22 protein-coding genes are annotated in these 22,159 nt (G+C 74.0%); 7 read left to right on the plus strand and 15 right to left on the minus strand.

The features are described 5' to 3' along the window. The first annotated feature begins 75 nt into the window (after positions 1-75). Positions 76-984: a deoxyribonuclease IV gene (locus ABT345_RS01355; protein WP_345083295.1), complete on the plus strand. Its 909-nt coding sequence runs from the start codon at positions 76-78 to the stop codon at positions 982-984. A gap of 124 nt (positions 985-1,108) precedes the next feature. Here the strand turns inward: ABT345_RS01355 and ABT345_RS01360 are convergent, their stop codons facing one another. Then, a complete protein-coding gene (locus ABT345_RS01360; protein ID WP_345083297.1) occupies positions 1,109-1,732 on the minus strand; it encodes a sulfite oxidase-like oxidoreductase in 624 nt (207 codons plus the stop codon). A gap of 153 nt (positions 1,733-1,885) precedes the next feature. On the opposite strand from ABT345_RS01360, the gene bfr reads away from it, so the two are divergent. Next, positions 1,886-2,365: a bacterioferritin gene (gene bfr / locus ABT345_RS01365; protein WP_345083299.1), complete on the plus strand. Its 480-nt coding sequence runs from the start codon at positions 1,886-1,888 to the stop codon at positions 2,363-2,365. A gap of 22 nt (positions 2,366-2,387) precedes the next feature. On the opposite strand, the gene ABT345_RS01370 is transcribed toward bfr, so the two are convergent. Both ABT345_RS01370 and ABT345_RS01375 read right to left on the minus strand, forming a co-directional pair. Then, positions 2,388-2,738 (minus strand): (2Fe-2S)-binding protein, encoded by a 351-nt coding sequence (locus tag ABT345_RS01370; protein WP_345083301.1) that lies wholly within the window; start codon positions 2,736-2,738, stop codon positions 2,388-2,390. Between the two features lie 169 nt (positions 2,739-2,907). Next, positions 2,908-4,257: a class II 3-deoxy-7-phosphoheptulonate synthase gene (locus ABT345_RS01375; protein ID WP_345083303.1), complete on the minus strand. Its 1,350-nt coding sequence runs from the start codon at positions 4,255-4,257 to the stop codon at positions 2,908-2,910. A gap of 190 nt (positions 4,258-4,447) precedes the next feature. On the opposite strand from ABT345_RS01375, the gene ABT345_RS01380 reads away from it, so the two are divergent. Together ABT345_RS01380 and ABT345_RS01385 are read left to right on the plus strand one after the other, a co-directional pair. Continuing rightward, positions 4,448-4,504, plus strand: coding sequence for a trp operon leader peptide (locus ABT345_RS01380; RefSeq protein WP_351320556.1), 57 nt, complete (start codon positions 4,448-4,450; stop codon positions 4,502-4,504). A gap of 92 nt (positions 4,505-4,596) precedes the next feature. Beyond that, on the plus strand, positions 4,597-6,588 hold the full coding sequence (locus tag ABT345_RS01385) for an anthranilate synthase family protein (protein WP_345083305.1): 1,992 nt from the start codon (positions 4,597-4,599) through the stop codon (positions 6,586-6,588). Here the strand turns inward: ABT345_RS01385 and ABT345_RS01390 are convergent. From ABT345_RS01390 to ABT345_RS01410, 5 genes are all read right to left on the minus strand, one after another. Beyond that, the gene (locus ABT345_RS01390) at positions 6,554-7,570 is read right to left on the minus strand and encodes a 2-hydroxyacid dehydrogenase (protein ID WP_345083307.1); all 1,017 of its coding nucleotides are present in this window, start codon (positions 7,568-7,570) and stop codon (positions 6,554-6,556) included. The two genes, ABT345_RS01385 and ABT345_RS01390, sit on opposite strands and share 35 nt — an antisense overlap. A gap of 155 nt (positions 7,571-7,725) precedes the next feature. Next, entirely contained in the window at positions 7,726-8,754 is a 1,029-nt protein-coding gene (locus ABT345_RS01395) for a 6-phosphofructokinase (protein WP_345083309.1), read from the minus strand. A 202-nt stretch (positions 8,755-8,956) separates the two neighbouring features. After that, positions 8,957-9,655, minus strand: coding sequence for a response regulator (locus ABT345_RS01400; protein ID WP_345083311.1), 699 nt, complete (start codon positions 9,653-9,655; stop codon positions 8,957-8,959). Next, a complete protein-coding gene (gene macS / locus ABT345_RS01405) occupies positions 9,652-10,941 on the minus strand; it encodes a MacS family sensor histidine kinase (RefSeq protein WP_386461304.1) in 1,290 nt (429 codons plus the stop codon). The genes ABT345_RS01400 and macS overlap by 4 nt, the downstream gene beginning before the upstream one ends. Before the next feature lie 29 nt (positions 10,942-10,970). Beyond that, the gene (locus ABT345_RS01410) at positions 10,971-11,738 is read right to left on the minus strand and encodes a lysophospholipid acyltransferase family protein (RefSeq protein WP_351320313.1); all 768 of its coding nucleotides are present in this window, start codon (positions 11,736-11,738) and stop codon (positions 10,971-10,973) included. A 196-nt stretch (positions 11,739-11,934) separates the two neighbouring features. Here ABT345_RS01410 and ABT345_RS01415 point away from each other — a divergent pair, with 196 nt between their 5' ends. Both ABT345_RS01415 and ABT345_RS01420 read left to right on the plus strand, forming a co-directional pair. Then, positions 11,935-12,732: an alpha/beta hydrolase gene (locus ABT345_RS01415; protein WP_345083315.1), complete on the plus strand. Its 798-nt coding sequence runs from the start codon at positions 11,935-11,937 to the stop codon at positions 12,730-12,732. Continuing rightward, a complete protein-coding gene (locus tag ABT345_RS01420) occupies positions 12,719-13,378 on the plus strand; it encodes a hypothetical protein (RefSeq protein ID WP_345083317.1) in 660 nt (219 codons plus the stop codon). The genes ABT345_RS01415 and ABT345_RS01420 overlap by 14 nt, the downstream gene beginning before the upstream one ends. 65 nt (positions 13,379-13,443) lie before the next feature. On the opposite strand, the gene ABT345_RS01425 is transcribed toward ABT345_RS01420, so the two are convergent. The 6 genes from ABT345_RS01425 to ABT345_RS01450 all read right to left on the minus strand — a co-directional run bounded on the left by ABT345_RS01425 (position 13,444) and on the right by ABT345_RS01450 (position 18,482). Next, complete coding sequence (locus ABT345_RS01425; RefSeq protein WP_345083319.1) at positions 13,444-14,196, minus strand: endonuclease/exonuclease/phosphatase family protein; 753 nt, start codon at positions 14,194-14,196, stop codon at positions 13,444-13,446. A gap of 74 nt (positions 14,197-14,270) precedes the next feature. Continuing rightward, entirely contained in the window at positions 14,271-15,212 is a 942-nt protein-coding gene (locus tag ABT345_RS01430) for an ROK family glucokinase (protein ID WP_345083321.1), read from the minus strand. 71 nt (positions 15,213-15,283) lie between these two features. Continuing rightward, the gene (locus ABT345_RS01435) at positions 15,284-15,763 is read right to left on the minus strand and encodes a DUF5304 domain-containing protein (RefSeq protein WP_345083323.1); all 480 of its coding nucleotides are present in this window, start codon (positions 15,761-15,763) and stop codon (positions 15,284-15,286) included. Between the two features lie 104 nt (positions 15,764-15,867). Continuing rightward, on the minus strand, positions 15,868-17,067 hold the full coding sequence (locus ABT345_RS01440) for an ArsA family ATPase (protein ID WP_345083325.1): 1,200 nt from the start codon (positions 17,065-17,067) through the stop codon (positions 15,868-15,870). Positions 17,068-17,069: 2 nt separating this feature from the next. After that, on the minus strand, positions 17,070-17,543 hold the full coding sequence (locus ABT345_RS01445; RefSeq protein WP_345083327.1) for an SRPBCC family protein: 474 nt from the start codon (positions 17,541-17,543) through the stop codon (positions 17,070-17,072). A gap of 162 nt (positions 17,544-17,705) precedes the next feature. Beyond that, entirely contained in the window at positions 17,706-18,482 is a 777-nt protein-coding gene (locus ABT345_RS01450) for a metallophosphoesterase family protein (RefSeq protein WP_345083329.1), read from the minus strand. A 293-nt stretch (positions 18,483-18,775) separates the two neighbouring features. On the opposite strand from ABT345_RS01450, the gene ABT345_RS01455 reads away from it, so the two are divergent. Next, entirely contained in the window at positions 18,776-20,572 is a 1,797-nt protein-coding gene (locus ABT345_RS01455) for an AMP-dependent synthetase/ligase (protein WP_345083331.1), read from the plus strand. 132 nt (positions 20,573-20,704) lie between these two features. Here the strand turns inward: ABT345_RS01455 and ABT345_RS01460 are convergent, their stop codons facing one another. Further along, positions 20,705-21,847, minus strand: a complete 1,143-nt coding sequence (locus ABT345_RS01460) for a glycosyltransferase family 4 protein (protein WP_345083333.1) — start codon at positions 21,845-21,847, stop codon at positions 20,705-20,707. Between the last annotated feature and the right edge of the window lie 312 nt (positions 21,848-22,159).

The raw sequence follows: 22,159 nt of genomic DNA on the forward strand, positions 1-22,159 counted from the left end.
CGCCTGGCTGCCGTACGGGCCGGGCCGGAGCCGGGCCCCGGCCGCGCTGCCGGCGGGGCCTGGCACCCTGGTGGGGTGAGCAACCATCCCTCCCCCGCAGACGCCGCCGCGCGCGGCCGGCTCCGTAATCCGGTCGGCGGCCATGTGCCGGTCGCCGGCGGTCTGGCGAAGACCGGTCTTCCCTATGCCCGCACGATGGGCGGCGAGGCGGTCCAGGTCTTCGTCGCCAATCCGCGCGGTTGGGCGACACCGGTGGGCAACCCCGAGCAGGACGAGGCGTTCCGGGCCGGCTGCGCCGAGGCCGGCATACCGGTGTACGTCCACGCGCCGTATCTGATCAACTTCGGCTCGCACACCGCGGCGACCGTCGAGAAGTCGGTGGCGTCGCTGCGGCACTCGCTGCGCCGCGGCCGGGAGATCGGGGCGCGCGGGGTGGTGGTGCACACCGGTTCGGCGACCGGCGGGCGCCCGCGCGCCGAGGCGCTGGCGCAGGCCGGGGAGTACATGCGGCCGCTGCTGGCGGAGCTGGTGCACGACGACGATCCCTGGCTGCTGCTGGAGCCGACGGCCGGGCAGGGCGCCTCGCTGTGCGCGCTCGCCGAGGACCTCGGACCGTACTTCGAGGTGCTGGAGCGCCACCCGAGGCTCGGGGTCTGCCTGGACACCTGCCATGCGTTCGCGGCGGGCCACGACATGGCCGCGCCGGGCGGGATGAAGGCGCTGCTGGACGAGTTGACGGAGGTCACCGGCGAGGGCCGGCTGCGGCTGATCCACGCCAACGACTCCAAGGACGTCGTCGGCGCCCACAAGGACCGGCACGCCAACATCGGCGCCGGCCACCTCGGCGCGGAGCCGTTCGGCGAGCTGTTCACCCACCCCGCGACGGACGGCGTACCGCTGGTGATCGAGACGCCCGGCGGCCCGGAGGGCCATGCGGCGGACGTCGCCCGGCTGAAGGAACTGCGGACGGCGGCGGTCGGCTGAGCCGCCGGGGCGGGAGCCGTCCGGCCGCGGGCCGGTGAGGCGCGGGACCGGGGCGCGCGGGCCGGTCGCCCCGGCCTGGCCACGGCGCGCGCCGCGGCGACCGCCCCGTTAAAACTCTTCCCCGTTACAGCTCCGGCCCGTCCCCCGGTTCCTCCTGGTAGGAGTAGCGCTGCTCGCGCCAGGGGTCGCCGAGGTTGTGATAGCCGCGCTCCTCCCAGAAGCCGCGGCGGTCGGCGGTCATGTACTCGATGCCGCGGACCCACTTGGGGCCCTTCCAGGCGTAGAGATGGGGGACGATCAGCCGGACCGGGAAGCCGTGTTCGGCGGTGAGGAGTTCGCCGGAGCGGTGGGTGGCGAAGAGGCAGTTCTCCGCCGCGAAATCCTCCAGGCGAAGGTTCGAACTGAATCCGTATTCCGCCCAGACCATCACATGGGTGGCTTCGGGCGCGGGCGGCGCGAGTTCGAGGATCGTCGTCGTGCGTACGCCGCCCCATTCGGCGCCCAGCATGCTGAATTTCGTCACGCAATGCATATCGGCGACGACCGTCGTATACGGCAGCGCGGCGAATTCCTCATGCGTCCAGCAGTGTTTGTCGCCGTCCGCGGTCGCGCCGAAGGCGCGGAACTCCCAGCGTTCGGGGCGGAACTTCGGCACCGGACCGTAGTGCGTGACGGGCCAGCCCCGCTGCAGTCGCTGCCCGGGAGGCAGCGGAGGTTGCTCCGCTTCGCGGCTTTCCGGCTGACCCATGCCTCCATGGTGTCAGACCCGAAGGGGTGCCCATGACCAACATCAGGCGAAACGGGCAATCCACAGTAAGCGTGCACTTACTGGACGTTACGCTCCGGGCGATGCAAGGATGCGCCGCACGTGCCCGTTACCGCGCGGAAGGAGCCCGCTGTCATGCAGGGCGACCCCGAGGTCATCGAATTCCTCAACGAGCAGCTGACCGCCGAGCTGACCGCGATCAATCAGTACTTCCTGCACGCGAAGATGCAGGAGAACTTCGGCTGGCCGAAGCTCGCGAAGTACACCCGCGCCGAATCGTTCGACGAGATGAAGCACGCGGAAATTCTCACCGACCGCATCCTCTTCCTGGAGGCGCTGCCGAACTATCAACGGCTGTTCCATGTCCGCGTCGGCCAGACGGTGACGGAGATGTTCCAGGCGGACCGGCAGGTGGAGGTGGAGGCGATCGACCGCCTCAAGCGCGGGATCGAGCTGATGCGCGCCAAGAGCGACATCACCTCGGCCAACATCTTCGAGAGCATCCTCGCCGACGAGGAACACCACATCGACTATCTGGACACGCAGTTGGAGCTGGTGGAGAAGCTCGGCGAGCCGCTCTACATCGCGCAGGTCATCGAGCAGCCCAGCACCTGAGCCCGGGGCGCACGGGGCGCGGTCAGGCCGCTTCGCGGTACGCCGGGGGCGCCTGCACCACCGGGAGCAGCGCCGGGGCCGGCCCGGTCACCGGGGCCTCCGCGGCCTCCGGCAGGGACTCCGCCGCCACCGGCAGGGCCTCGGCGGCCACCGGCGGGACGTCCGCGCCCAGCGGCTCGGGGGCACCCTTGTCGATCAGCTCGCGGCGAGGGCAGGCGCCACGGCCCAGCAGCGCCTGGATGCGGCGCACGCAGCCGCCGCAGTCGGTGCCGGCCTTGCAGGCGGAGGCGATCTGGCGGGGCGTGCAGGCACCGGTGTCCGCGTGCTCGCGGACCTGCTGTTCGGTGATGCCGAAGCAGGAGCACACGTACACCCGGTCCACCTCCGCGTAGGTCGGCCTCGTCGATCCCGTTGATCATCAGTGAGGTAACCCTTACCTTACCTGTCGCCTCAGGGGGCACACAACGCCGGGCAACGCCGTGGGGCGCGGATCACAGATCCGCGCCCCACAGGTGTGTCGCGCACCGCCGCGACCGGCGGACTCACTGGTCGCGGTACATCTCCGCGACCAGGAAGGCCAGGTCCAGCGACTGGCTGCGGTTGAGCCGCGGGTCGCAGGCGGTCTCGTAGCGCTGGTGCAGGTCGTCGACGAAGATCTCGTCGCCGCCGCCCACGCACTCCGTGACGTCGTCGCCGGTCAGCTCGACGTGGATGCCGCCCGGGTGGGTGCCCAGCGACTTGTGGACCTCGAAGAAGCCCTTGACCTCGTCGAGCACGTCGTCGAAGCGGCGGGTCTTGTGGCCCGATGCCGCCTCGAAGGTGTTGCCGTGCATCGGGTCGCAGATCCAGGCGACCTGCGCGCCGGAGGCGGTGACCTTCTCCACCAGCTCGGGAAGGCGGTCGCGGATCTTGTCCGCGCCCATCCGGGTGATGAAGGTCAGCCGGCCCGGCTCGCGGTCCGGGTCGATCCGCTCGATGAGCGCCAGCGCGTCCTCGACCGTGGTCGTCGGGCCGAGCTTCACCCCGATGGGGTTGCGGATGCGCGAGGCGAACTCGACGTGCGCGTGGTCGAGCTGGCGGGTGCGCTCGCCGAGCCAGACCATGTGGCCCGACACGTCGTAGAGCTGACCGGTGCGCGAGTCGGTGCGGGTGAGCGCCGACTCGTAGTCGAGGATGAGCGCCTCGTGGGACGAGAAGAACTCGACGGTGCGGAACTCCTCCGGGTCGGCCCCGCAGGCGTTCATGAAGTTCATCGCGCGGTCGATCTCGCGGGCGAGCGCCTCGTAGCGCTGGCCGGAGGGCGACGACTTCACGAAGTCCTGGTTCCAGGCGTGCACCTGGCGCAGGTCGGCGTAGCCACCGGTGGTGAAGGCGCGCACGAGGTTCAGCGTCGACGCGGAGGCGTGGTACATCCGCTTGAGCCGCTCGGGGTCCGGGATCCGGGCCTTCTCGGTGAACTCGAAGCCGTTGACGGAGTCGCCGCGGTAGGTCGGCAGCGTCACGCCGTCGCGGGTCTCGGTGGGCTTGGAGCGCGGCTTGCTGTACTGGCCGGCGATCCGGCCGACCTTGACCACCGGGACGGACCCGGCGTAGGTCAGGACGGCACCCATCTGGAGAAGCGTCTTGAGCTTGTTACGGATGTGGTCGGCGGAGACGGCGTCGAACGCCTCCGCGCAGTCGCCGCCCTGGAGGAGGAACGCCTCACCCCGGGCGACCGCGGCCAGGCGCTCGCGCAGCTGGTCGCACTCGCCGGCGAAGACGAGCGGCGGATAGGACTCCAGCTCGGCGATCACATCGCGCAGAGCCTCGTGGTCCGGCCAGTCGGGCTGCTGCGCCGCGGGCAGGTCTCGCCAGGTGTTGCCACCGGCGTGGGTTTCAGCGTTCACGGTCACACGTCCACATTACGGGGTCCGCGGAGGGTGACCGGGCGCCGCCCGGAGTGTGAGACGGATCGCACCCGGAACCGGACGGCCCGGCACCGGCCCCGTGCCGGTTCCTCGCCGGCTCCGGGCGCCCGCGCCGGGCCGTCCGGAGTGCGGACGGCGGCGCCGGGGCCCGGCGGGGTCCGGTAGGGTGCCCGGCATGTACGCGCCGCACGTCATGAACTGGTGGTGGACCGCTCATCCGGCGGCCCGCTGACACGCGCGTACTCACTCGAACTCCGCGAAGGCCGCCCGAGGGGCGGCCTTCGGTGTATCACCGGCCGTTCCTCCTCCCGGAAGGAACCCGGTATGCCCCACCCCTCCCCCACCGCCGCGCCGCAGGACGCCGCCGCCCTGGTGCGGCGGCTGCTGGCCCCCGGCTGCCCGCCGTTCGCGCTGCTGCGCCGCCGCACGCCGGGGCGCGACGGCTCCTCGGTCGAGGTGCTGATCGGTGAGGTCACCGAGGTCGAGCGGCTGGCCGACATCCCGCTCGGCGACGGCCCGGACACGGCCGGTGCGCCGGTCACCGATGCGCTGGCGCTGATCCCGTTCCGGCAGATCCGCGAGCGCGGGTTCACCGCCCACGACGACGCCACGCCGCTCGCCGTGCTGCGCCCGCACACCGTCTGCGAGCTGCCGCTGGACACCGTGCTGGACGCGCTCCCGGCGCACGACGTGGCGGTGCGCGACGGGGCGTTCGACGTGTCCGACGACGCGTACGCCGAGATCGTCGGGCGGGTGGTGCGGGACGAGATCGGCACCGGGGCGGGCGCCAACTTCGTGATCCGGCGGACCTTCGAGGGCGCGATCGACGGGTTCGGCGCCGCCGACGCGCTGGCGCTGTTCCGGCGCCTGCTGGCCGGGGAGCGCGGCGCGTACTGGACGTATGTGGTGCACCGCCCCGGGGTGCGGACGCTGGTCGGCGCCAGCCCCGAGGTGCATGTGCGGATGACCGGGGCGCGGCCGGACGCGCCGGGCGGCGGCACCGTCGTGATGAACCCGATCAGCGGCACCTACCGCTACCCGGCGGACGGCCCCACCGCCGAGGGGCTGCTGGCGTTCCTCGGCGACCGCAAGGAGGTGGAGGAGCTGTCGATGGTGGTCGACGAGGAGCTGAAGATGATGTGCACCGTCGGCGACGGCGGCGGGGTGGTCGTCGGGCCGCGGCTGCGGGAGATGGCGCACCTCGCGCACACCGAGTACGAGCTGCGCGGCCGGACCTCGCTGGACGTGCGCGAGGTGCTGAAGGAGACGATGTTCGCGGCGACGGTCACCGGTTCGCCGGTGCAGAACGCCTGCCGGGTCATCGAGCGCCACGAGCCGCGCGCCGCCGACGGCCGGGGCCGCGGCTACTACGCGGGCGCGCTGGCGCTGCTGGGCCGGGACGCGTCCGGCGCGCAGACGCTGGACTCGCCGATCCTCATCCGGACCGCCGACATCGACGCGGACGGGCGGCTGCGGGTGCCGGTCGGGGCGACGCTGGTGCGGGCGTCGGACCCGTACGGCGAGGTGGCGGAGACGCATGCGAAGGCGGCTGGGGTGCTCACCGCGCTGGGGGTGCGGCCGGCGCCGGAGCGGCCGGCCGCGGCCGCCACGGCGCCGCGGCTGGCGGACGATCCGCGGGTGCGGGCGGCGCTGGATGCGCGGCGGGCGGATCTGGCGCCGTTCTGGCTGCGGATGCGCTCCGGCGAGCCGACCGCCGCGCTGCGCGGCCATGCGCTGGTCGTGGACGCGGAGGACACCTTCACCGCGATGCTGGCGCATCTGCTGCGGACGTCGGGCCTGGAGGTCACGGTGCGGCGGTTCGACGCGCCGGGGCTGCGGGAGGCGGTGCGGGCGCACCGGGGGCCGGTGGTGCTGGGGCCCGGGCCGGGCGATCCGTCCGACGCCGCCGACCCGAAGATGCGGTTCCTGCGGTCGCTCGCCGCGGAGCTGCTGCGCGGGCGGGCGGCGGACCGGCCGGTCCTCGGGGTCTGCCTCGGCCATGAGCTGCTCGCCGCGGAGCTGGGGCTGGACATCGTCCGCAAGGAGGTGCCGTTCCAGGGGGCGCAGGAGCGGATCGACTTCTTCGGGCGGCCGGAGACCGTCGGCTTCTACAACACCTTCACGGCCCGCTGCGACGACGCCACCGCCGCGGAACTGGCCATGCACCGCGTGGAGTTGAGCCGGGACGAGGTAAGCGGTGAGGTGCATGCGCTGCGCGGTCCGGGGTTCGCCGGGGTGCAGTTCCACCCGGAGTCGGTGCTGACACTGGACGGGTCGGCGCTCACCGCTCAGCTGCTGGCGGCCGTTCTGGTGTGACCAGGAGGTTCGCGCCGCCGCGGCCGGCCAGGTAGTCCTCGACGTTGGCGAGGGTGGCGTCGATGATCTGGCCGACCGCGTCGGCGGTGAAGTACGCCTGGTGGGAGGTGACGAGGACGTTGTTGAAGGTCATCAGGCGGGCCAGGACGTCGTCGCGGACGACGTCGAGGGAGCGGTCGTGGAAGAACATCCCGGCCTCCTCCTCGTAGACGTCGAGGGCGACGCCGGAGAGGCGGCCGGACTTGAGGGTCTCGACGAGGGCGGCGGTGTCGACGAGGCCGCCGCGGCTGGTGTTGACCAGCAGGGCGTCGTCCTTCATGGCGGCCAGCGCGGCGGCGTCGACGAGGTGGCGGGTGGCGTCGGTCAGCGGGACGTGCAGGGTGATCAGGTCGGACTCGGCGAAGAGCCGGTCGCGGTCGACGTAGCGCATCCCGAGGCCTTGGCAGTCCGGGTTCTCGGCGAGGTCCCAGCCCAGCAGGCGCATCCCGAAGCCGTGCGCGATACGGGTGAAGGCCGCGCCGATCCGGCCGGTGCCGACCACGCCGGCGGTGCGTCCTCGCAGGTCGCGGCCCATCAGCCCGTCGAGGCGGAAGTCGAAGAGGCGGGTGCGCTGGGCGGCGCGGATCACCCGGCGGTCGACGGCGAGGGCGAGCGCCCAGGCGAACTCGGCGACGGCGTAGGGCGAGTAGGCGGCGACCCGGCCGACGGTCATGCCGAGGTCGGCGGCGGCCTGGAGGTCGATGTTGTTGTAGCCGGTGGCACGCTGGGCGATCAGCCGCGTCCCGCCCACGAAGAGGGTCTGGAGGACCTCGGCGGAGAGTTCGGAGTTGACGTCGGTGGTGACGATCTCGTAGCCGTGGGCGATGGGCGCGGTGTCGTGGTCGAGGTTGACGTCCAGGCAGCGGATCTGGTGCCGGTCGGCGAACGCCCGCTCCAGCAGCGGCCGTTCATCGGTCTGCACCCCGAACGCGACGATCTCCATACCGCTCTCCTCCTCGCCCCGCATCCGACCGATTCGCGGCTTTTGTCCGCCGGGCCGAATATACGGGGCGAGGCGCCGGGCGCCGCCGCGCCCCGGCGGCGGGCCGCCCCGAACGGCGGCGGGCCCGAAGCGGCCGCCCGCCGCCGCGCGCACCGTCAGCCGAAGAACACCCCCGCCTCCGCGTACAGCGCCGGATCGACCGTCTTCAGCTGCGCCGTCGCCTCGGCCAGCGGCACCCGCACGATGTCCGTACCGCGCAGCGCCACCATCGAGCCGAAGTCGCGGGCGTGGACCGCGTCGATGGCGTGCAGCCCGAAGCGGGTGGCCAGCCAGCGGTCGAAGGCGCTCGGCGTGCCGCCGCGCTGGGTGTGGCCGAGGACCGTGGTCCGCGCCTCCTTGCCGGTCCGCCGCTCGATCTCCTTGGCCAGCCACTCCCCCACCCCGGAGAGCCGGACGTGCCCGAACGCGTCGGTGCTGCCGTCCTTCAGCACCATCTGGCCGTCCTTGGGCATCGCCCCCTCCGCCACGACGACGATCGGCGCGTAGCGGACCCGGAAGCGGGACTCGATCCAGGCGCAGACCTGCTCGACGTCGAAGCGCTGCTCGGGGATGAGGACGACGTTGGCGCCGCCCGCGAGCCCCGAGTGGAGCGCGATCCAGCCGGCGTGGCGGCCCATCACCTCGACGACCAGGACCCGCATATGGGATTCGGCGGTGGTGTGCAGCCGGTCGATGGCCTCGGTGGCGACGCCGACGGCGGTGTCGAAGCCGAAGGTGTAGTCGGTGGCCGAGAGGTCGTTGTCGATGGTCTTGGGGACGCCGACGCAGGGGATGCCGTGCTCCTCCCAGAGCCGCGCCGCGACGCCGAGGGTGTCCTCGCCGCCGATCGCGATCAGCGCCTCGATCTCCTCCTTGGCCAGCGTCTCCTTGATCCGGCGGACGCCGTCCGCCTCCTGGAAGGGGTTGGTCCGCGACGAGCCGAGGACCGTACCGCCGCGGGGCAGGATGCCGCGCACCGCGGGGATGTCCAGCGGCCGGACGTCGCCGCGCAGCGGCCCGCGCCAGCCGTCGCGGAAGCCCGCGAAGGTGTGCCCGTACTCCTGGGTGCCCTTGCGGACGACGGCCCTGATCACCGCGTTCAGACCGGGGCAGTCGCCACCGCCGGTCAGCACTCCGACCCGCATCGCCTTCACCTACATCCCGTCAGAGGGCCGCACACGGCCCCGCACCAACCGATGCGGTCACGCTAGAGGTGATCCGGGTCACTCCGGGATGGGTGTGCGGCCGACTCCGGTGCGCCGGGGGCGAGTTGGCGCCCGACGATCACCCGTACGGGCGGGGGCGCGGCGCGGCGGTGACGCGGCCGCCGGAGGCCGCGCCCCGCCGTCAGGCGTCGTCGAGCCCGCGCTCGATCGCGTAGCGGACCAGCTCGACGCGGTTGTGGAGCTGGAGCTTGCCGAGGGTGTTCTGGACGTGGTTTTGCACCGTGCGGTGCGAGATGACCAGCCGCTCGGCGATCTGCTTGTACGAGAGGCCCTTGGCGACCAGCCGCAGCACCTCGGTCTCCCGGTCGGTCAGGCTCGGGGCGCCCGGCTCGTCCGCCGTGGCGGGCGCCGGTTCCGTCGCGAGCCGCCGGTACTCGCCGAGGACCAGACCGGCCAGCCCCGGCGTGAAGACCGGCTCCCCGGCGGCGGTGCGGCGCACCGCGTCCAGCAGCTCCTCGGTGCTCGCCGACTTCAGCAGATAGCCGGTCGCGCCGGACTTCACCGCCTCCAGCACGTCGGCGTGCTCCCCGCTGGCCGACAGCACGAGGACCCGCACCCCGGGGTGCGAGCCGACGACCTCCTTGCAGACCTGCGCGCCGGGCAGCCCGGGGAGGTTGAGGTCGAGGACGAGCACCTGGGGCACGACGGCGCGGGCCCGGCGGACCGCCTGCGGACCGTCGCCCGCGGTGGCCACCACCTCGCACCCGGCGGCCGCCAGGTCCCGGGCGACGGCGTCCCGCCACATCGGGTGGTCGTCGACCACCATCACCTGTATCGCGTCACCGGAACCGCCCGGCCCCGCCGCGTCCTGGTCACTCATGCGCGCGCCTTCCCCCCGCGTCGGCCCTCGGGCGGTGCGCCCTTGGGTACGGTCAACTCCACCTCGGTGCCCTGTCCGGGAACCGACAGCCACTCGGCGGTGCCGCCCAGGTCCTGCAGCCGCCCGCGGATCGACAGGGCGACGCCGAGCCGGCCCTCCCGCTCCGCGTCGTCGAGCCGCCCCTCGGGGATGCCCGGCCCGTCGTCGCGGACCGTCACCACGACCGCCGCCGGCTCGTCCTCCAGCAGCACCCACGCCCGGGCGCCCTCCCCGGCGTGCACCCGTACGTTGTCCAGCGCGGCGCCGACCGCGGCGGCCAGCTCCCCGGCGGCGTGCGCGGGCAGCTCCACGGCCGAGCCCGGCTCGGAGAACGTCACCCCGCTCCCGGCGTACGGGGCGAGCAGCGCCCGTACGTCGCAGCGGCCGTCCGCCGCGTCCTCGGGGACCGCGGCGGCCACCGGCGGCGCGGCGGTGGTGGCCGGTGCGCCCGCGCGGGGCGGCGGGACCAGCCCGCCGGACACCAGCGTCCGCAGCGCGACCTCCTGCTCCCCGGCCATCCGGCCCAGCTCCGCCGCCTCCCCGCCGATCGCGGCGCCGCGGCGCTGCACCATCGCGAGGACCTGCAGGACGCTGTCGTGGATATCGCGGGCCAGCCGCTCCCGCTCGCGGGTCGCCGCCTCGATCTGCAGCGCGCGGGCGAGGGTGCGCTCGCTGTCGCGGGCCACCTCGACGACGTAGCCGATCGCCACGCTCGCCACCCAGACCAGCACGACGTTGTGGATGGTGTTCCCGGCCAGCTCCTCGCGTTCGACGAGGTTGGCGACGGCCACCAGGCTGGACGCGGCCATCGCCCACCGCCAGCCGCCCTTGATCGCGAAACCGAGGACGGAGCCCGCGGTGCAGATCGACGGCAGCGTGGCCGCGCCGCCCATGATCCGCTCATGGGACTCGACGACCATGGTCAGCAGGATGCCGCCGACCGCGAAGGTGAGGTCACCGGCGAGGAAGCGCCGGGTGCAGCGCTCCGCCGAGGTGGTGTGGCGCCAGGTCAGCGCGGTCCAGACGGTGAGCGCCGCCATGTAGCCGACCGCGCCGAGCGGATGCACGTACTTCTCGTACTGCGAGGCGACCAGGCAGCAGGTGTAGATCAGGGTCAGGACGCGGTAGCCGGTGAGCGCGCGCCACAGCGGCAGCTCCACGGACATGCGCAGCCCCGGCCGCGGCGCGGCGGGTACCGTGCCCGCCGCCGCCCCGCCCGCTTTCGTCGTGCTGTCGGTGTCCGCCATCCCCGGCCCCCACCCCTCGCCGGGCGCGCCTACGCCCCGGCCTCGGCCTTACCCGGTCCGTCCGTGCCGTGTCCCTTGCCCTTGCCGGCGCCCTCGGCCCGCTTCGCCTCGGCCTCGGCCTTCTTCTTCGCGTCGGCGATCTGCCGCTTGGCGGCCGTCGCGTAGATGTCGACGTACTCCTGGCCGGAGAGCTTCATGATCTCGTACATCACCTCGTCGGTGACCGAGCGCAGGATGAAGCGGTCGCCCTCCATGCCCTGGTAGCGCGTGAAGTCCAGCGGCTTGCCGATGCGGATGCCGGGCCGGATCATCTTCGGCACGATCTTGCCGGGCGGCTGCACCTTCTCGGTGTCGATCATCGCGACGGGGATGACCGGCGCACCGGTGGCCAGCGCGACGCGGGCCAGACCGCCGGGCTTGCCGCGGTAGAGGCGGCCGTCGGGCGAGCGGGTGCCCTCCGGGTAGATGCCGAACAGCTCACCGCGCTCCAGCACCTCGATGCCGCTCTTGATGGCCGCCTCGCCCGCACCGCGCGCGCCCGAGCGGTCGACGGGCAGCTGGCCCACGCCCTTGAAGAACGCGGCGGTCAGCTTCCCCTTCACGCCGGGCGAGGTGAAGTACTCGGCCTTCGCGATGAAGGTGACCTTGCGGTCGAGGACCGCGGGCAGGAAGAAGGAGTCCGAGAAGGACAGGTGGTTGCTCGCGAGGATCGCCGGACCCTCGGCGGGAACGTTCTCGATGCCTTCCACCCAGGGACGGAACGCCAGCTTGAGCGAACCGCCGAGAGAGAACTTCATTGCGCCGTAGATCAACCGACTGCCTCCTGTGTGTGACGCAAAGACCTTAACCCGGCCCGGAGCCGGGTTCGTCGCCTGCGGCCCGCCGCCCGGGACGCGGCGGGCCCCGCATCGCGCGATCGCCCTTACCCCACCGGCGTCACTCCGCGTACGCTGCAGGTGACGAGCCAGATCCCTCATCGATCGGAGTTCCCCGGTGCCGCTCCTTCCCGGAGCCGAGCCGTTCCGCCGTGACGGCGGAGAGGTCGGCGTCCTCGTGTGTCACGGCTTCACCGGCTCCCCCCAGTCCGTACGCCCCTGGGCCGAGTACCTCGCCGACCGCGGGGCGAGCGTCACGCTGCCGCTGCTGCCCGGCCACGGCACCCGCCTGCAGGACATGGCGGTCACGACGTGGCAGGACTGGTACGCGGAGGTCGACCGCGAGCTGCGGGCGCTGTCCGAGCGGTGCACGAAGGTCTTCGTCTGCGGGCTGTCGATGGGCGGCGCGCTGGCGCTGCGGCTCGCCGCCCGGCACGGCGACGCGGTCAGCGGCGTCGTGGTGGTCAACCCGGCCAACAAGGTGCACGACGCGGCGGCGCCGCTGCTGCCCGTGCTGCGCCACTTCGTCCCGACGACGAAGGGGGTGGCGAGCGACATCGCCAAGCCCGGCGCCGAGGAGGTCGGCTACGACCGCGTCCCGCTGCACGCCGCGTACTCCCTGCGGCAGTTCCTCCGGCTGGTGGACGCCGAACTCCCGCAGGTCACCCAGCCGTTGCTGGTGATGACCAGCCCGCAGGACCATGTCGTCCCGCCGGCCGACTCGGAGCGGGTCCTGGCCCGGGTGTCGTCGACGGACGTGGACCGGACGCTGCTGGAGCGCAGCTACCACGTCGCCACGCTCGACCACGACGCCGAGCAGATCTTCCGGGACACCGCCGCCTTCATCGAGCGGCTGGCCCCGGGCGCCCTGACCGAACCGGTGGACGAGGGGACGGCGGCCCGTGGCGGAGCGTAGCCCTCGCGATCCCCAGGATCCGCTGGACGAAGAGGCCGCCTGGGCCCAGATCGTCGCGGGTTACGGCAAGGAACCGGCGTGGGACGACGCCCGCCGGGAGGTACGCGGCGAGAGCTCCGGCCCCGCGGAGCCCGGCGGGAGCGCGCAGGCCACCGGCGCCGCGCCCGCGCCGGAGAGCGAGCGGCCCGGCCCCGCGGCGCCGGAGCCCGGCGCCGCGGACGAGGACGGCGGAGCCGGGGAGCGGACCGCGGAGGACGCCGGGCCGAAGGCACCGTCCGGCCCCGCAGCGCCCGGCTCCGGCTCCCCCGGCAGCTTCGTGGTGTTCGCACCTGGTGTCGGCCCGCGCGACTGGAGCGCCGCCGAGCCGTCCGACGACGATTTCGACGAGGACGACGAGGGCCACTTCACCCCGCCCGAGCCGCCCCCGCTCCCGCAGGCCGACGTCACGGCGAAGTTCGCCTGGCTCGCGGTGCTCGGCGGCCCGCTGCTGCTGATCGTGACGGTGCTGCTCCAGCAGCCGGTGACGTGGTGGATCACGGTCCTGGGCATCGGCGGTTTCCTCGGCGGCTTCGCCACCCTGATCGCCCGGATGAAGAACGACGACGAGGACGACGGGCCGACGCCCGGCAGCGGCGCGGTGGTCTGAGGCCGCCCGGGGCCCGTCGTCGCGCTCCCGCCGCTCGCCCCGCGACGGGAGTGTGGCGACGGGCCCTACGGCGCGTCCGCCGGGATCCGCAGCGCCGCGAGCACCGGCAGATGGTCGCTGGCGGCCGTCAGATCGGCGGGGTCCACCCCGGGCAGCCCGTGCGGCACGCCGCAGCCCAGCACCTCGATGCCGCCGGTGGTGAAGAGCGCGTCGATGCGCTGGTGCGGCTCGCGCGGCGTCGAGGTGAACTCCCCGCCCCAGGGGTGCGCCGCCCAGGCGTCGGTGAGCGCACCGGACAGCCGCCGGAAACTCCGGCCGTCCGGGCGGTCGTTGAGGTCCCCGCCGGCCACCGCGTGCGGCACGTCCAGCGCCGCCAGCTCCGCCAGCAGCCGTTCGGCCTGGGCGTACCGCTCCGCGGCGGCCAGGCTGAGATGGCAGCTGAGGACGCCGAGGCGGGCGCCGCCGACCCGGACCACGGCGGTGGCGAAGCCGCGCCGGTGCAGGCCCGGGGTGCGGGGCAGCAGGATGTCGGCGGTGCGCTCGACGTGGAGGCGGAGCGCGGCGAGGATCATCGGCCCGGTGGCGGTGGCGCCGCCGGTGACGTACGTCAGACCGGCGGCGCGGGCCAGCCGTTCGGCGGCCTTGCGCCAGCGGAAGAACCGCGGCGCCTCCTGGATCAGCACGAGATCGGGCGCGCAGGCGCGGATCACCCGGGCCAGCGCCGCCTCGTCGTCGCGCAGCGAGCGGACGTTGTAGCTGAGCACCCGCACGACGGCCGAACCGTCCGGTGCGGTGCGGGATGCGGGAAGCGCTGTCATGGCGGCTCCTGGTGCCGGTGGCGGGGCCCGGAAACTGCGGTGCCCGCCGCGTCCGGGACGCGGCGGGCGGGGGGTCAGCCCTGGCGGGCGAGGTCGGCGGCGCCGACCAGCCCGGCCTTGCCGCCGAGTTGGGCGGCGAGCACCTGGGCGTGCGGCCGCCACTGATTGCCGACCAGCCAGCGGCGGAACGACTTGCGGATCGGGTCGAGGACCAGCTCGCCCTCGTCCGAGACGCCGCCGCCGACGATGAAGGCGGACGGGTCGAAGAGCGAGGCGAGGTCGGCCAGGCCCGCACCGGCCCAGCGGGCCAGCTCGCGGAAGGAGTCGACGGCGACCGGGTCGCCGCGGCGGGCGGCCTCGCTGACGTGCCGTCCCTCGATGCCCTCGGGGGTGCCGTCGCCCAGCCCCAGCAGGACGCCGGCGTCCTTGGGGGTGGCGGAGGCGCGCTGGCGGGCGTAGCGGAGCAGGGCGCGGCCGGAGGCGTACTGCTCCCAGCAGCCCTGGCTGCCGCAGCCGCACAGCAGACCGTCGGGGACGACCCGGATGTGGCCGAACTCGGCGGCGACGCCGAAGCGTCCGCGGCGCAGCTTGTTGCCGATGATGATGCCGCCGCCCAGGCCCGTGCCGAGCGTGATGCAGATGACGTCGCTGTGGCCGGCGCCGGCGCCGAAGCGGTACTCGCCCCAGGCCGCGGCGTTGGCGTCGTTCTCGACCACGACGGGCAGGCCGACGCGCTGTTCGACCTTGTCCTTGAGCGGTTCGTGGCGCCAGTCGATGTTCGGTGCGAAGAGGACGGTGGCCCGCTTCTCGTCGACGTATCCGGCCGCGCCGATGCCGACGGCCTCCACCTGGTGGGCGGCGCCGACCGAGCGGACCGCGTCGGCGATGGCGTCGGTCAGCGCGTCGGCGCTCTGCGGGGTCGGCACCGTGCAGGTGTCCAGGATCGAGCCCTCTTCGTCGACCACACCGGCCGCGATCTTCGTGCCGCCGATGTCGACGCCGATGGTGAGTCCCATGTGTCCCTCAGTTGTCTCTCGAACCCCGCCGTGATCCACCGTACCGGAGCGGGGGAGGGCCCCAGGGACCGTCAGTCCAGATCGATCCGCTCGGTGCCGGTGGGGCCGTCGTCGTCGCGGGGGTCCTCGGGACGCCCGGCGGGCCGGGGGTGGTCGCCGGTCTCCTTGCGGGTCCAGCGGGCCTCGCCGCCCTCGACGGCGGAGCGGTAGGCGGCGAGCAGCTCGGAGCCGGCGGCGGCGAGGTGGTCGAAGACGTCCGGGTGGCGCTCGACGACCGGCTCGACGGCGGCCTTGGCCTGGCGGAACAGGCTGCTGACGGCGGTGGACGCGGCGGCGCCGCCGAGCGCGCCGGGCAGCTGGATCCCGGCGAGCTTGTCGCTCACCGCCTCGGCGAGCTTGCGCAGTTCATCGGCGGCGCTGCCCGGCGGGACGCCTTGCTCGGCACGGCGGCGGGCCTTCTCGGCGGCGAGGTCCTCGGCGCAGGCCGTCTCCCAGGCGTCGGCGTCGGGAGCGGACGAGGGCTCGGCCGGACGGTCGGTGGCATCACTCATGGCGGGCTCCGTGGACTGCTGCGGCGGGTGGCCGCGGTGCGCCGGGGCGCCCGGCGGCCGGGACGGGACTCACCTTTGACGGTACCCGAACGGGGGTACCCGGATCAGTCCTGCTCGGGCCAGAGCGCGGGATCGGGGGTGAAGCGGATCTGGAGCACGCCCTCGCGCAGTCCGGCGCCGGTGACGGTGCAGCGGCGCAGTGCCGAGGGCAGGGTCCGTATCCGGCGGTGCCGGCCGACGGTGACGACGATCTCGTCGCCGCGCCGCACCAGCCCCAGCCCCTCGCGGGCGGCGCCGGGCAGCGGCACCCGCCACACCAGCAGTCCGTCGTCGGCGAGCCGGTCCTCGACGGTCCAGGGGTCGGCGGCGCGCGCGGCGGTCTCGGAGGTGGCGCCGATGCGGGCGGCGTCCGCGCCGAGGAGGGCGGCGAGGGCGTCCAGGCCCTGCGGGTCGCGGCCGAGGTGGGCGACCTCGTGGACCGGGAGCCCGGCCGCCTCCTCGCGCAGCGCCTTCAGCGCGTCCTGCTGGGCGCCGGAGAGCGCGGCGAGGAACGGGTCGGCGGAGCCGGTCGGCAGCAGCCGGTTGACGAGGACCGCGTCGATGCGGCGGCCGTGCAGCGCGAGCCCGGCGCGGGCGGCGCGCAGCGCCTGGACGGCGACCGGTCCGGCGTCGGTGACCAGCCGGACGGTGGTGCCCGGCGCGTCGATCACGGCCTGGACGGCGGCGAGTTCCTGCTCCCAGCGGTCGGCGGCCTCGTAGAGCTTCTGGGCGGGCATCGGGACGCCGGCGAGCTGGGCGAGGACCGGGCGCAGGGCGCGGGCGGCCTGACGTTCGGCGGGCAGCAGCCGGCGCAGATAGCGGCGGACCTGGGCGGGGAGCGCCAGCAGCTGGATCGTTTCGTCGGCGGGCGGCGCGTCGACGACGACGGTGTCCCAGGCGCCCGAGGCGTGTGCGGCGCGCAGGGCGTGCAGCAGCGCGAAGGATTCGGCGCCGGGGAGTTCGGTGAGTTCGTCGGCGTCGAGCGGGGTGGCGCCGAGCAGGTCGAGGGCGGCGCCGACGCGGTCCTGGAAGGCGAGGAACTCGGTGCGGAAGCGGTCGGCGGGGTCGATGCTGCGGACGTGCAGCCCGGGCGCGATCTCGGTGGCCGTGGTGGACAGCTCGGTGCCCAGGGCGATCCGCGGGGCGCTGCTCCGGCCGGTGAGCAGCAGTGCCCGCGCGCCCTGCCGGGCCGCGGCCAGTGCGGTGGCCGCGGCGAGGGTGGAGCGGCCGGCGCCGCCCGCGCCCGTGACGAGGACGGTCCGCACGTTCAGCGGGTCCCGGCCGCGCCTGCGGGGCCCTCGGGGCCGGACTCCACGCGCTTCTTCAGGCCTTCGAGCGCGCGGTCGATGATGACCTTCTCGGCCTTGCGCTTGATCATGCCGAGCATCGGGATCTTGACGTCGACGGTGAGCTGGTAGGTCACCTCGGTGGCCGCGCCGCCGTTCACCGGGACGAGGCGGTAGGAGCCGTCGAGGGCGCGCAGCATCTGGGACTTGACCAGCGACCAGCTGACCTCGTCGTCGCCGGTCCAGGTGTAGGCGAGGGTGTGGTCGTCCTTGATGGCACCGGCGTCGAGGAGCAGCCGGACCTGGGCGGCGCGGCCGTGGTCGTCCTTGGCCAGCACCTCGGCCTCCTTGACCTCGCCGGTCCACTGCGGGTAGCGCTCGAAGTCGGCGATCACTCCCATCACCTCGGCGGGCGGCGCCGCGATCGTGGTGCTAGAGCTGGTGTGTTCGGCCATCGCCGTGACTCCTCCATGCCGATTGCGCCGGTACGGCCCGGCCCCCGGCTCGCGTCGAAACCGGTGTCTCTGCTGCTGAAGGCTACCGCGCGGCGCGGCGGCGCCGGACACCAGCGGGCCGGGCGGCGCGGGCCCGCGAGGCGGCCGGGCGCGGCGGCCGGTTCACCACTCCAGGACGTAGGGCCGGCCGGTCGCGCGGAAGTGGCCGACGTTGACGCACTCGGTGGCGCCGATGCGCATCCGGCGGGCGAGCGGCTGGTGGACGTGGCCGAAGAGGGAGTAGCGCGGGCGGGTGCGGCGGATGGCGTCGAGCAGGGCGGCGCTGCCGCGTTCGAAGCGGCGGGCGACGGTGTCGTAGCACAGCTCGGGGACGTCCGGCGGGATGTGGGTGCAGAGCACGTCGACCTCGCCGAGCGCCTCGATCTTGGCGGCGTACTCCTCGTAGCCGATCTCGTACGGCGTGCGCATCGGGGAGGGCAGTCCGCCGCCGACGAAGCCGAAGACGCGGCCGCCTATCTCGATCCGCTGTCCGTCGAGGACGGTGGTGCCCGCGCGGGCGTACTCGGGCCAGAGGCGGGGGATGTCGACGTTGCCGAAGGTGGCGTAGGTGGGGGTGGGCAGGGCGGCGAAGAGTTCGGCGTACTGGTCGCGGACGGCGGTCTCGATGACGGATTCGCGCGGCTGCCCGGCGGCGTCCAGCTCGCCCCACAGGCGGCGGCCGAAGGCGCGGGCCTCCTCGAAGCGGCGGGCGGTGCGCAGGTCGATGAGGCGGCGGGCGTTGTCGGCGCCGAAGAGGGCGGGGAAGATGCCGCGCGCGTGGTCGGCGTAGTCGAGGAAGAGCACGAGATCGCCGAGGCAGACGAGGGCGTCGGCGCCCTCACCGGCGCGGGCGAGGTCCCGGCTGTTGCCGTGTACGTCACTGACCACGTGCAGTCGCATGACCGAAAGCCTAAGTCGTGGCGAGCGCCGGTCGGCAGGGTGCCCTCCGCCGGTTACTTTCCGGTCACCGAAACGCTGGTCTAGTCTGCGCGGGCGGCCCGCCCCTCGCAGGTGGGGCCGTAAGTCCCCCGCCGCACCCCTCGCCATGTGACGCATCGAACATCTGGCCGTACCCCCTACCCCAAAGCAATACCGGTGGGTAACGTCCGGGCAGTCCAGTCCCCTGCCAGTCATGGACCGAACCGGTGCAGCACACAGCGTCGTGGCACCGGCGCCAATGAGGAGCAGCAGTCTTGCGCGAGTTCAGCCTTCCGGCTCTGTACGAGGTCCCTTCGGACGGCAATCTGACGGATCTCATCCGCCGCAACGCCGCGCAGCACCCGGATGTCGCGGTCGTGGGCCGGAAGACCGCCGGCGGCTGGCAGGACGTCACGGCCACCGCGTTCCTCGCCGAGGTCCGCGCCGTCGCCAAGGGCCTGATGGCCTCCGGCATCCAGCCCGGCGACCGCATCGGCCTGATGTCGCGCACCCGCTACGAGTGGACACTGCTGGACTTCGCCATCTGGAGCGCCGGGGCGATCACCGTGCCGGTGTACGAGACCAGCTCCGCCGAGCAGATCCAGTGGATCCTCGGCGACTCCGGCGCGGTGGCCTGCCTGGTGGAGACGCCCGCGCACGAGGCGGCCGTCGAGTCCGTCCGCGACCGGCTGCCCGCGCTGGCCCACATCTGGCAGATCGAACGGGACGCCGTCGCCCGGCTGTCGGCCGCGGGCACCGCGCTGACCGACGAGGAGGTGGACGAGCGCTCCGCCCTCGCGGACGCCGACTCGCCCGCCACGATCGTCTACACCTCCGGCACCACCGGCCGCCCCAAGGGCTGCGTCCTCACCCACCGCAGCTTCTTCGCCGAGGTCGGCAACGTCGTCGAGCGGCTGCGCCCGCTGTTCACCACCGGTGAGTCGTCCGTGCTGCTCTTCCTGCCGGTCGCGCACGTGCTGGGCCGGCTGGTGCAGATCGCCTGCGTGATGGCGCCGATCAAGCTGGGGCACGCGCCGGACATCAAGAACCTCACCGACGACCTCGCCACGTTCCGGCCGACGATGATCCTGGGCGTCCCCCGGGTCTTCGAGAAGGTCTACAACGGCGCACGCGCCACGGCCCAGGCCGACGGCAAGGGCAAGATCTTCGACCGGGCGGCGGACACCGCCATCGCCTACAGCAAGGCGCTGGACACCGCGGCGGGCCCGAAGTTCGGCCTGCGGCTGCGGCACAAGCTCTTCGACAAGCTGGTCTACGGCAAGCTCCGCGCCGTCCTCGGCGGCCGCGCCACGCACGCCATCTCCGGCGGCGCCCCGCTCGGCGAGCGCCTCGGCCACTTCTACCGCGGCATCGGCTTCACCGCCCTGGAGGGGTACGGCCTGACGGAGTCCTGTGCGGCGACCGCGTTCAACCCCTGGGACCGGCCGAAGATCGGCACCGTCGGCCAGCCGCTGCCCGGCTCGGTGGTGCGGATCGCCGACGACGGCGAGGTGCTGCTCCACGGCGAGCACCTGTTCACCGAGTACTGGAACAACGAGGCGGCCACCGCCGAGGCGCTCTCCGACGGCTGGTTCCACACCGGCGACCTCGGCACCCTCGACGAGGACGGCTACCTCACCATCACCGGGCGGAAGAAGGAGATCCTGGTGACGGCGGGCGGCAAGAACGTCGCGCCCGCCGTGATCGAGGACCGGATCCGGGCGCACGCGCTGATCGCGGAGTGCATGGTCGTCGGCGACGGCCGGCCGTTCATCGGTGCGCTGATCACCCTCGACGAGGAGTTCCTGCCGCGCTGGGCCGCCGAGCACGGCCGGCCCGCGGACTCCACCGCGGTGACGCTGGCCGACGACCCGGAGCTGCTGGCCGCCGTGCAGCGCGCGGTCGACGACGGCAACGCCGCGGTCTCCAAGGCCGAGTCGGTCCGGAAGTTCCGCATCCTGCCGACCCAGCTGACCGAGGACTCCGGGCACGTCACGCCGTCGCTGAAGCTCAAGCGGAACGTGGTGGCGAAGGACTTCGCCGAGGAGATCGAGGCGCTCTACCGCGGCTGACGGACCCGTCGGCACGGCAGGCATACGGGGCGCGGCCCACCGGGCGCGCCCCGTCGGCGTGTCCGGGGGCGGCCGCCTCCGGGCGGGTCCGTCCGCGTCTTGCGGGCGGGCCGCACGGGCCCACCCCCGGGCTCAGAGCAGTTCCTTCAGCTTCTCGGCGAGCAGGTCCCAGCGCCACTTCTCCTCGACCCAGGCGCGGCCCCGCTCGCCCATCCGGCGGCGCAGCTCCGGGTCCGCCAGCAGCGTGACGACGCGTTCCGCGGTGGCCTGCGGGGAGCCGCCGGGCACCACCCAGCCGGTCTCGCCGTCCAGCACCGCGTCCGGCGCGCCGCCGGAGTCACCGGCCACGACGGGCAGCCCGGTGGCGGACGCCTCCAGGTAGACGATGCCCAGACCCTCGACGTCGAGGCCGCCGCGCCGGGTGCGGCACGGCATCGCGAAGACGTCGCCCGCGCCGTAGTGGGCGGGCAGCTCCGCCCACGGCACCGCGCCGGTGAACCGCACCGACTCCGCCACCCCGGTGCGCTCCGCCAGCGCCCGCAGCTCCTTCTCGTACGGACCGCCGCCGACGACCAGCAGGACGGCGTCCGGTACCGCGGCGGTGATCGCGGGCATCGCCTCGATCAGCGTGTCCTGCCCCTTGCGCGGCACCAGCCGGGAGACGCAGACGACGACGGGCCGGTCGGTGAGGCCGAGGCGGGCGCGGATCTCGTCGCCGCCGGAGCCGGGGTGGAAGGTCTTCTCGTCGACGCCGGGCGGCAGTTGGACCATCCGGGCGGCGGCCTCGGGGGTGAGCGCCGAGGCGATCCGGCGGCGGGTGTACTCGCCGAGATAGGTGAGGGTGTCGGTGCCCTCGCCGATGCGGCGCAGCAGCTGCCGGGCGGCGGGCAGCTGCGCCCAGCCGGCCTCGTGGCCGTGGGTGGTGGCGACGATCCGGCGCGCCCCGGCGGCGCGCAGCGCGGGCGCCATCAGCCCGAGCGGCGCCGCGGCCCCGAACCACACCGACGTACAGCCGTGCTCGCGCAGCAGCGCGGTGGCGCGGCGGGTGACGGCCGGGGTGGGCAGCAGCATCGTCGTACGGTCGCGGACGACCGGGAACTCCTGCTCGGCGTCGAAGGCGGCGGTGGCCGCGCGCCCCTCGGCGCCGCGCTTCCAGGTGGAGGCGTACACGACGACCTGGGTGGGGTCCAGGCGCTGCGCCATGTTGTGCAGGAACGCCTGGATGCCGCCGGGGCGCGGCGGGAAGTCGTTGGTGACGATGAGGGTCTTGTGCACGCTGGTCTCTCGGCGTCGGCTCGGCTCGCGGGCGCGGCCCGGTGGCCTCGCCTCCGGCCGACAGTACCGGGTCGGCCCCGGAGCGGGCCCGGGGGCGGCGGCGGTCCGGGACGCGCCGGGGCCGGGAGGCGGGGCACGGCGGGAGGCGTCCGGCATCATGCCCCGGGGCGGGACCGGGGCGTCCCCGGGCCGGGCGGACCGGCCGCGGGACGGCGCCGCCGGGCACGACCGGCGCGCCCCCGGCACGACCGGCACGGCGACGGCACGGCCCCACGGGACGACACGGCACGACACGGCACGACACGGCACGAC

Source organism: Streptomyces sp. NPDC000404 (assembly GCF_040300365.1).
Lineage (GTDB): Bacteria > Actinomycetota > Actinomycetes > Streptomycetales > Streptomycetaceae > Streptomyces > Streptomyces ramulosus.

What these genes read in the sequence shown, in the direction of transcription:
- ABT345_RS01390 (WP_345083307.1), bottom strand. Translation starts at nt 7,570, where the DNA reads ATGGAGATCGTCGCGTTCGGGGTGCAGACCGATGAACGGCCGCTGCTG.
- ABT345_RS01425 (WP_345083319.1), bottom strand. Translation starts at nt 14,196, where the DNA reads ATGACAGCGCTTCCCGCATCCCGCACCGCACCGGACGGTTCGGCCGTC.
- ABT345_RS01395 (WP_345083309.1), bottom strand. Translation starts at nt 8,754, where the DNA reads ATGCGGGTCGGAGTGCTGACCGGCGGTGGCGACTGCCCCGGTCTGAAC.
- ABT345_RS01435 (WP_345083323.1), bottom strand. Translation starts at nt 15,763, where the DNA reads ATGAGTGATGCCACCGACCGTCCGGCCGAGCCCTCGTCCGCTCCCGAC.
- ABT345_RS01445 (WP_345083327.1), bottom strand. Translation starts at nt 17,543, where the DNA reads ATGGCCGAACACACCAGCTCTAGCACCACGATCGCGGCGCCGCCCGCC.
- ABT345_RS01400 (WP_345083311.1), bottom strand. Translation starts at nt 9,655, where the DNA reads ATGAGTGACCAGGACGCGGCGGGGCCGGGCGGTTCCGGTGACGCGATA.
- ABT345_RS01385 (WP_345083305.1), top strand. Translation starts at nt 4,597, where the DNA reads ATGCCCCACCCCTCCCCCACCGCCGCGCCGCAGGACGCCGCCGCCCTG.
- ABT345_RS01410 (WP_351320313.1), bottom strand. Translation starts at nt 11,738, where the DNA reads ATGAAGTTCTCTCTCGGCGGTTCGCTCAAGCTGGCGTTCCGTCCCTGG.
- ABT345_RS01360 (WP_345083297.1), bottom strand. Translation starts at nt 1,732, where the DNA reads ATGGGTCAGCCGGAAAGCCGCGAAGCGGAGCAACCTCCGCTGCCTCCC.
- ABT345_RS01450 (WP_345083329.1), bottom strand. Translation starts at nt 18,482, where the DNA reads ATGCGACTGCACGTGGTCAGTGACGTACACGGCAACAGCCGGGACCTC.
- ABT345_RS01430 (WP_345083321.1), bottom strand. Translation starts at nt 15,212, where the DNA reads ATGGGACTCACCATCGGCGTCGACATCGGCGGCACGAAGATCGCGGCC.
- bfr (WP_345083299.1), top strand. Translation starts at nt 1,886, where the DNA reads ATGCAGGGCGACCCCGAGGTCATCGAATTCCTCAACGAGCAGCTGACC.
- macS (WP_386461304.1), bottom strand. Translation starts at nt 10,941, where the DNA reads ATGGCGGACACCGACAGCACGACGAAAGCGGGCGGGGCGGCGGCGGGC.